Origin of the sequence: Herbaspirillum lusitanum P6-12, assembly GCF_000256565.1 — a bacterium.
Classification (GTDB): Bacteria; Pseudomonadota; Gammaproteobacteria; order Burkholderiales; family Burkholderiaceae_D; genus Herbaspirillum; species Herbaspirillum lusitanum.
On sequence record NZ_AJHH01000264.1, the window covers coordinates 1 to 7,422 of the forward strand.

Genomic DNA, 7,422 nt, shown 5'->3' on the forward strand with positions numbered 1-7,422 from the left:
CCCCCGCTTGTGAGGGCCGATCTATCGAGTAGGCGGGAACGAGTGGTCTTTAGGCACCCTGTTTATCGCTTCCCCTCAACGGGTCTTGAGCACTTAGGACAATGAGATCTGATTTAGTTACGCTTCCAATCAGCTAATTAATCCTTGGCGAGGTATCGCCTCGCCGAGCGTTGCCATACTCTTACCGCAGACTTATCCCTCGATTTAATCTGCGGACTCGTGGTTTGCGCTGGGGCTACACGGTGTATTTATGAAGCGCACTCCCACGAGAATCTCCGTTGCGTTGACCCCTGGGAGCGATTTTACCAACTATCGGAAAATGAAACAGCTATTCGTTATACCGAATTATCCCGTGACGGTTATTCCCACTTTTCGGCTACTCGATCTTGCTGGTCAAGTTCGGTCAAATCTGGTCAATTTTTCGGGAGAAATTTCGGGATGGGTCGGTATAATCACTTATACCAAATCGGCTCTAAAGCCTTGTCTAGACTAACTTGGTGCCTGAGGCCGGACTTGAACCGGCACGCCCCTTTCCAGGTAAGCGGCGGATTTTAAGTCCGCTGTGTCTACCAATTTCACCACTCAGGCTTTGAGTGTTTCCGGCGCAGGCGGCCGGAAAAGGAACGCATTATAGCAGCGACTTTGGCCGGATTTGCGCGAATGTTTCCGCTGCATCATGCATTTCGCCATTTCTATCGATGCAGGGCACATCCGCGCGCATCGGCTTGCGCCGGCGCGGATTGCCGCTGTCCGCCATTTCCAGTCTGTAACATCCACGCAGGTAGTAAAATGTGGACTATTCCAATTCAAATCGGTTGAGACCATGACGCAAGCTGTATTGAAGACAGTTCAATGTATTTCGCCTGCCGGTTTGCATTCCATGGCTTACAAAGAGTGGGGCGATCCGCATAATCCGAATGTGCTGGTCTGCGTCCACGGCGTCACGCGCGTGAGCGACGATTTTGACGTGATGGCGCGCGACTTGTGCGACACCTATCGGGTGGTGTGTCCCGACGTGGTCGGGCGCGGTCGTTCCGGACGCCTGGGCAATCCGCAGCATTACGCGATTCCGCAGTACGTCAGCGACATGGTCACGCTGCTGGCGCGGCTCGACGCCGACAGCGTCGACTGGTTCGGCACCTCGATGGGCGGCCTGATCGGCATGGGGCTGGCTTCCTTGCCGGACAATCCGGTGCGGCGCCTGGTGCTCAACGATATCGGCCCGTCCATCAACGGCTCGGCGCTGGCGCGCATCGGTGAATACATCGGCCAGGATGTGCGCTTCGCCACGTTCGAGGAAGCCGCGTTATATATCCGCACGATTTCAGCGAGCTTCGGTCCGCATACCGATGAAGAGTGGCACAAGCTGGCAAGCGACGTCCTGCGCCAGGACGAAGAGGGTAAATGGAAGCGTCATTACGACTTGCGCCTGGCCGAACCGTTCAAGAGCATGACGCCGGAAGCGGCCAGCATCGGCGAAGCCATGCTGTGGGCCGCCTACGATGCGATTCGCTGTCCGACGCTGCTGGTGCGCGGCGCGCAATCCGACCTGTTGCTGCCCGAGGTGGCGCAGGCCATGACACAACGCGGTCCCAAGGCCAAGCTGGTGGAGCTGGAGGGCGTCGGCCATGCGCCGACGTTCATGCACGCCCAGCAAATCCAGGTCGCCAAGGACTTTTTGCTCGGTTGATTGCATCCCCGACCGGGCTCTTATTGATTGAAAGGAAACATCATGACAGTTCAACGTCTGCACGTCGGCAAGCGTCTTTCCGAAGCCGCCATCCATAACGGCACCGTCTACCTGGCGGGCCAGATCGCCGAAGACACCACCCAGAACATCGAAGGCCAGACGCGCGAAGTGCTGGGCCACATCGATCGCCTGCTGGCCGAAGCCGGCAGCAGCAAGGAACATATCCTGTCGTGCCAGATCTATATCGCCGACGTCAAGGATTTCGAAGGCATGAACGCCGTGTGGGACGCCTGGGTGGCAAGCGGCAACACGCCGCCGCGCGCGACCGTCGAAGCCAAGCTGGCGCGTCCGGAATTGCTGGTCGAGATCATCATCGTCGCCGCACAGAAGTAATCTTTCAACGCAACCTCAACGCAACCCCGCGTTCTCGAATCAGGCAAAGGTTTCATGGTTTCTGTCGTCGCAGTTCAGCAGGAGGGAAACGCCTCCATCGTCGCCGGCCTGAGTCCGGAAGACAGCGCACGCGTGCTGGAGGCGCTGGCTTTCGTCGAGCCGATCTATCGCGGCAAGCCGATCACCTCAGGGCAGGATGCGATGGCCTTCGTGCAGGGCGTGGCCGGCGTGCTGACGGCGCTCAACGTCGATGCCGAGACGCGCATCGCCGGGCTGCTGTTCGAGTTGCATCTGCTCGACCTCGATGTTGCGGCGACGATTGAAGAGCGTTACGGCAAGGATATCGGCGACCTCGTCGCCGGCGTGCGCCAGCTGATGCGTTTCCACGGCCTGACCTTCCAGCAGCCGCAGGAAGTCTTGCGCGGCAAGAACGCGGCGCAACAGGCTGCGGCGCAGATCGAAACGCTGCGCAAGATGCTGCTGGCAATGGCCTCCGACATGCGCGTGGTGCTGGTGCGCCTGGCCTCGCGCGTGACGACCTTGCGCTACTTCGCCGAGAACAAGATGGAGAACGAGACCACCGCGCAATATGCGCGCGAGACGTTCGATCTCTATGCGCCGCTGGCCAATCGCCTCGGCATCTGGCAGCTCAAATGGGAGCTGGAGGATTTGTCCTTCCGCTTCATCGAGCCGGTCACCTACAAGCGCATCGCCAAGATGCTGGAAGAGAAGCGCATCGAGCGCGCCGAGTTCGTCGCCACCGCCATCGAGCGCCTGCGTACCGAGCTGACCGCCGCCGAGATCAAGGCGGAAGTCTCGGGTCGCCCCAAGCACATCTACAGCATCTGGAACAAGATGCGCGGCAAGTCCATCGATTTTTCCGAGCTGTACGACGTGCGCGCCTTCCGCGTCATCGTCGACGACATCAAGGATTGCTACACCGTGCTCGGCATCATCCACAATATCTGGGTGCCGATTCCCAAGGAGTTCGACGATTACATTTCGCGGCCCAAGCAAAACGGCTATCAGTCCCTGCACACGGTGGTGGTGGCTGAAGACGGCCGTCCGCTGGAAGTGCAGATCCGCACGCGCGAGATGCACCACTTCGCCGAATACGGCGTGGCGGCGCACTGGCGCTACAAGGAAAGCGGCGGATCCAATTTCGCTGCGCAAAAGTACGACGAAAAGATCGCCTGGCTGCGCCAGCTGCTGGCATGGAAGAGCGAAGTATCGGACGCCGTCGTGGAGCAGGAAGAAGTGCGCCGCGACTGGGTCGAAAAGCTCAAGTCCACCACGCTCGACGAGCGCATCTACGTATTGACGCCGCAAGCGCGCGTGATCGAATTGCCGAGCGGCGCCACGCCGATCGATTTCGCCTACCACCTGCACAGCGACGTCGGCCATCGCTGCGTCATGGTGCCGCTGAATACGCCGCTGAAGAACGGTCAGACCGTCGACATCATCACCGTCAAGAGCGGCCCCGGCGTCGGTCCGTCGCGTGACTGGCTGAGCACCGGTTATGCCGCCAGTTCGCGCACGCGCTCCAAGGTGCGCGCCTGGTTCAATGCCATCGAACAGGAAGAGACGCTGGCGCACGGCCGCACCGTGCTGGAAAAAACACTGCAGCGCGAAGGCAAGACTGCCGTCAATCTGGAAGAACTGGCGCACAAGCTCGGCTTCGGCAAGGTCGACGATCTGTGCCTGTCGCTGGGCAAGGACGAGTTCAGCCCGCGCCAGATCGAGCAGATGCTGCATGAAGGCGAAGAGGGTAGGGAGAATCGGCAGACCGAACCCGACGAAGCCTCCATCACGCGCAAGAGCCGCGCTTCCAGCGTGGTGCAGGGCGCCAAGTCCGGCGTGCTGGTGGTCGGCACCGAAGGCCTGATGACGCAGTTGGCGCGTTGCTGCAAACCGGCGCCGCCGGATACCATCGTCGGCTTCGTCACGCGCGGCAAGGGCGTGTCGATTCATCGGCTGACCTGCAAGAATTTCACCGAGATGAGCAGCAAGGCGCCCGAACGCGTCATCCAGACCGAATGGGGCGCCTCCGGCAAGGATACGGTCTATCCGGTCGACATCTTTGTGCTGGCCGGCGACCGCCAGGGTTTGCTGCGCGATATTTCGGAAATCTTCCTGCGCGAAAAAATCAACGTCATCGGCGTCAGCACGCAAAGCATGAAGGGGCAGGCGCGCATGGGCTTTACCGCCGAGATCGGTTCAACCGCGCAATTGCAGAAGGCGCTGACCGTGATTCGCGAAGTGAAGGGCGTGCTGGAAGCCAGGCGGCAGTAGGGATTGCGGGCGGTTGCGTGATTTTCGGAAAGCTGCCGAAGAAGGTTTTCTAAAAAACTTTTCGCTCAGCTGGTTAGAGCACTACCTTGACATGGTAGGGGTCGTTGGTTCGAGTCCAATCGTGCCTACCAATATTCTTGATGTTGTCGAATATTGGTATCGAAGCAGGCAGTTATCGTAACTGAGGCTTCGTAAAAACAGCATCAAAAGCAAAATCATCAATGGAAGCGCAGTCCCGGCTTCCATTTTTGCTTTTTGTCTTCCGGATTTCTCTTCCGGATTTCTCCTTAGCTCAGCTGGTTAGAGCACTACCTTGACATGGTAGGGGTCGTTGGTTCGAGTCCAATCGTGCCTACCAATATTCTTGATGTTGTCGAATATTGGTATCGAAGCAGGCAGTTATCGTAACTGAGGCTTCGTAAAAACAGCATCAAAAGCAAAATCATCAATGGAAGCGCAGTCCCGGCTTCCATTTTTGCTTTTTGTCTTCCGGATTTCTCTTCCGGATTTCTCCTCTTTTTTCCGCGTTCGTTTTTTCTCCGCCAAAAAAAAGCCACCGCAAGCGATGGCCTTCAGCGACAACTTTCCAACTGTTTTTATTGATTATTCGTATTCCCCGCAGGCGCTTCGTTCGCGGCCGGCGGCGCCGGCACGTTCAGCACCGCGTCGCGCTTGTCCAGCAGATGCTGGCGCAGGATCGAGGCCAGGCGTTTGCCGTCGCGCGCTTCCAGCGCCTTGACCATTTCGTCGTGATCGTGGGCGGCGCTGTCCCATTTCTCCGGGCGGAAGTTCGACTTGAAGCGTAGCGCTTGCAGGCGGCGGTTCAGGCCGAGGTAAGTCTGGTGCAGCACCGAGTTGCGCGCGGCTTCGTTGATCTTGTTGTGGATCGTCTGGTTGCGGCTGTAATAGCCGGGCAAGTCGTTCTGCGCCTTGCAGGCCAGCATGGCGTAGTGCAGCGCCTTGATCTCGGCGACTTCCACCGGCGTGATGCGTTCGCACGCCAGCTCGCCGGACATCGCTTCCAGTCCGCTCATCAGTTCAAAGGTCTCCCGGATCTCGGTCTCGGTCATCTTCGACACCGAGGCGCCGCGATTGGGCGAGATGTCGATCAGGCCTTCCGCAGCCAATACCTTCAATGCTTCGCGCAGCGGCGTGCGTGAAATGCCCAGCGTTTCACACAGTTCGCGTTCGTTCAGTTTGGTGCCGGGCATCAGCACCGCTTCCACGATCAGGTTGCGCAAATGCTCCACGACAGTGTCGTGCAGGCGCTGGCGCTCCAGTTTCGGAAGGGCTGCAGGGATGATTTGTTTCTCGCTCTGGTCGAGCTTATTGGTCAATTCAATGGCTGAATTTTGCATTCAAAATCCTTAATTTGCTGCTTGACGCTATTTTAGCATCCAACGCTTCATTGCAAAAATACCAGCTTTCCTGTGTTGTATGAATGAAAAATATTGCCTTCAAATGTGCTTATGTGATTCCAAGTCTCTCTATATACAGGGTTTTATCAAAATCACCATCTGACTCCGTACCAGGAGTAAGGACTGCAACGATCAAAAAATCCTTTACCTCTCTGAATCTCGCTGATAAAGTATTTTGCATTCAAAATACAAAATTCGATAAAAGATCAATTTCTAGAGACGAATTTCAAAGGAGAAGTAAATGTTAAAACTCGACTTTCATCCAGCCGGCCGTCATTTCCTGCAAATCCCTGGTCCGAGCCCTGTGCCTGATCGCATCCTGCGCGCCATGAGCTTGCCGACCATCGACCATCGCGGCCCGGAATTCGGTGCGCTGGGCCTGCAGGTGCTGGCCGGCATCAAGAAGATTTTCAAGACCGAGCAGCCGGTCGTCATCTATCCGGCGTCCGGTACCGGCGCCTGGGAAGCGGCACTGACCAACACCCTGAGCGCGGGCGACACCGTGCTGATGTACGAGACCGGCCACTTCGCCACGCTGTGGAAGAAGATGGCCGAAGCGCTCGGCCTGAAGCCGGAGTTCCTCGGCTTGCCCGGTATCGAAGGCTGGCGCCGCGGCGTGCAGGCGGATCTGATCGAAGAACGCCTGCGCAAGGACAGCGGACATCAGATCAAGGCGGTGTGCGTGGTGCATAACGAAACCTCGACCGGCGTGACTTCCGACATCGCGTCGGTGCGCAAGGCCATCGACGCCGCCGGCCATCCGGCGCTGCTGCTGGTGGATACGATCTCCGGCCTGGCGTCGGCGGATTATCGTCATGACGAGTGGGGCGTGGACGTGACCGTGTCCGGTTCGCAAAAGGGCCTGATGCTGCCGCCGGGCATCAGCTTCAATGCCGTCTCGAAGAAGGCCGTTGAAGCAAGTAAATCCTCCAGGTTGCCGAAAGCCTTCTGGGGCTGGAGCGAAATCATCGAGATGAACGCCACCGGCTATTGGCCGTACACACCCAACACCAATCTGCTGTACGGCTTGCATGAAGCGTTGGAGATGATTCTGGGCGAAGGCCTGGACAACGTCTTCGCGCGTCATGAACGTCTGGCTGAAGCCTGCCGCCAGGCTGTCACGGCCTGGGGGCTGGAAATCCAGTGCGCCGATCCGGCCGTGTATTCGCCGGTGCTGACGGGCGTGATGACGCCGGCAGGTTTCGACGCCGACGCGATCCGCAAAGTGATCTACGAGAACTTCAACATGTCCCTCGGCACCGGCCTCGGCAAGATGAAGGGCGGCATGTTCCGCATCGGCCATCTTGGTGAAGCCAACGACCTGACGCTGATGGCGACGCTGGCCGGCTGCGAAATGGGGCTGAAGCTGGCGGGCGTCAAGCTGGCCGGCAGCGGCGTACAGGCGGCGATGGACAACCTGACCGCGAAGAAGAACAAGCCGGCGCTGAAAGTCGCCTGATCAGTTGAGCCGTCAGGCATGGCAAAAGAAAAAGCAATAACGGAGGAAAGAACGCCGGTGCAGACCTTCTGCAAGGACTGCACCGGCAACGTGGATCAATAACGAAAGACCGGTGCTGCAACATCCCGCAGAGGAATCGAAACCGCAGGTTTCACGGCGCCCCCCCCCCA

General features: G+C 58.3%; 5 protein-coding genes and 1 tRNA gene. 4 read left to right on the plus strand and 2 right to left on the minus strand.

Annotated elements, in window-relative coordinates:
- Positions 1–495: 495 nt before the first annotated feature.
- A tRNA-Leu gene (locus tag HLUSI_RS0108710) sits at positions 496–588 on the minus strand.
- Between the two features lie 235 nt (positions 589–823).
- Here HLUSI_RS0108710 and HLUSI_RS0108720 point away from each other — a divergent pair.
- The 3 genes from HLUSI_RS0108720 to HLUSI_RS0108730 are packed head-to-tail and all read left to right on the plus strand — an operon-like array spanning position 824 to position 4,375.
- The gene (locus HLUSI_RS0108720) at positions 824–1,690 is read left to right on the plus strand and encodes an alpha/beta fold hydrolase (RefSeq protein WP_029363302.1); all 867 of its coding nucleotides are present in this window, start codon (positions 824–826) and stop codon (positions 1,688–1,690) included.
- Positions 1,691–1,732: 42 nt separating this feature from the next.
- A complete protein-coding gene (locus HLUSI_RS0108725) occupies positions 1,733–2,083 on the plus strand; it encodes a RidA family protein (RefSeq protein WP_016833602.1) in 351 nt (116 codons plus the stop codon).
- A gap of 54 nt (positions 2,084–2,137) precedes the next feature.
- Complete coding sequence (locus tag HLUSI_RS0108730) at positions 2,138–4,375, plus strand: RelA/SpoT family protein (RefSeq protein WP_016833603.1); 2,238 nt, start codon at positions 2,138–2,140, stop codon at positions 4,373–4,375.
- A gap of 596 nt (positions 4,376–4,971) precedes the next feature.
- On the opposite strand, the gene HLUSI_RS0108745 is transcribed toward HLUSI_RS0108730, so the two are convergent.
- Positions 4,972–5,733, minus strand: coding sequence for a GntR family transcriptional regulator (locus HLUSI_RS0108745; RefSeq protein WP_016833604.1), 762 nt, complete (start codon positions 5,731–5,733; stop codon positions 4,972–4,974).
- 301 nt (positions 5,734–6,034) lie between these two features.
- On the opposite strand from HLUSI_RS0108745, the gene HLUSI_RS0108750 reads away from it, so the two are divergent.
- Positions 6,035–7,252, plus strand: coding sequence for a pyridoxal-phosphate-dependent aminotransferase family protein (locus tag HLUSI_RS0108750; RefSeq protein ID WP_029363303.1), 1,218 nt, complete (start codon positions 6,035–6,037; stop codon positions 7,250–7,252).
- Positions 7,253–7,422: the final 170 nt, after the last annotated feature.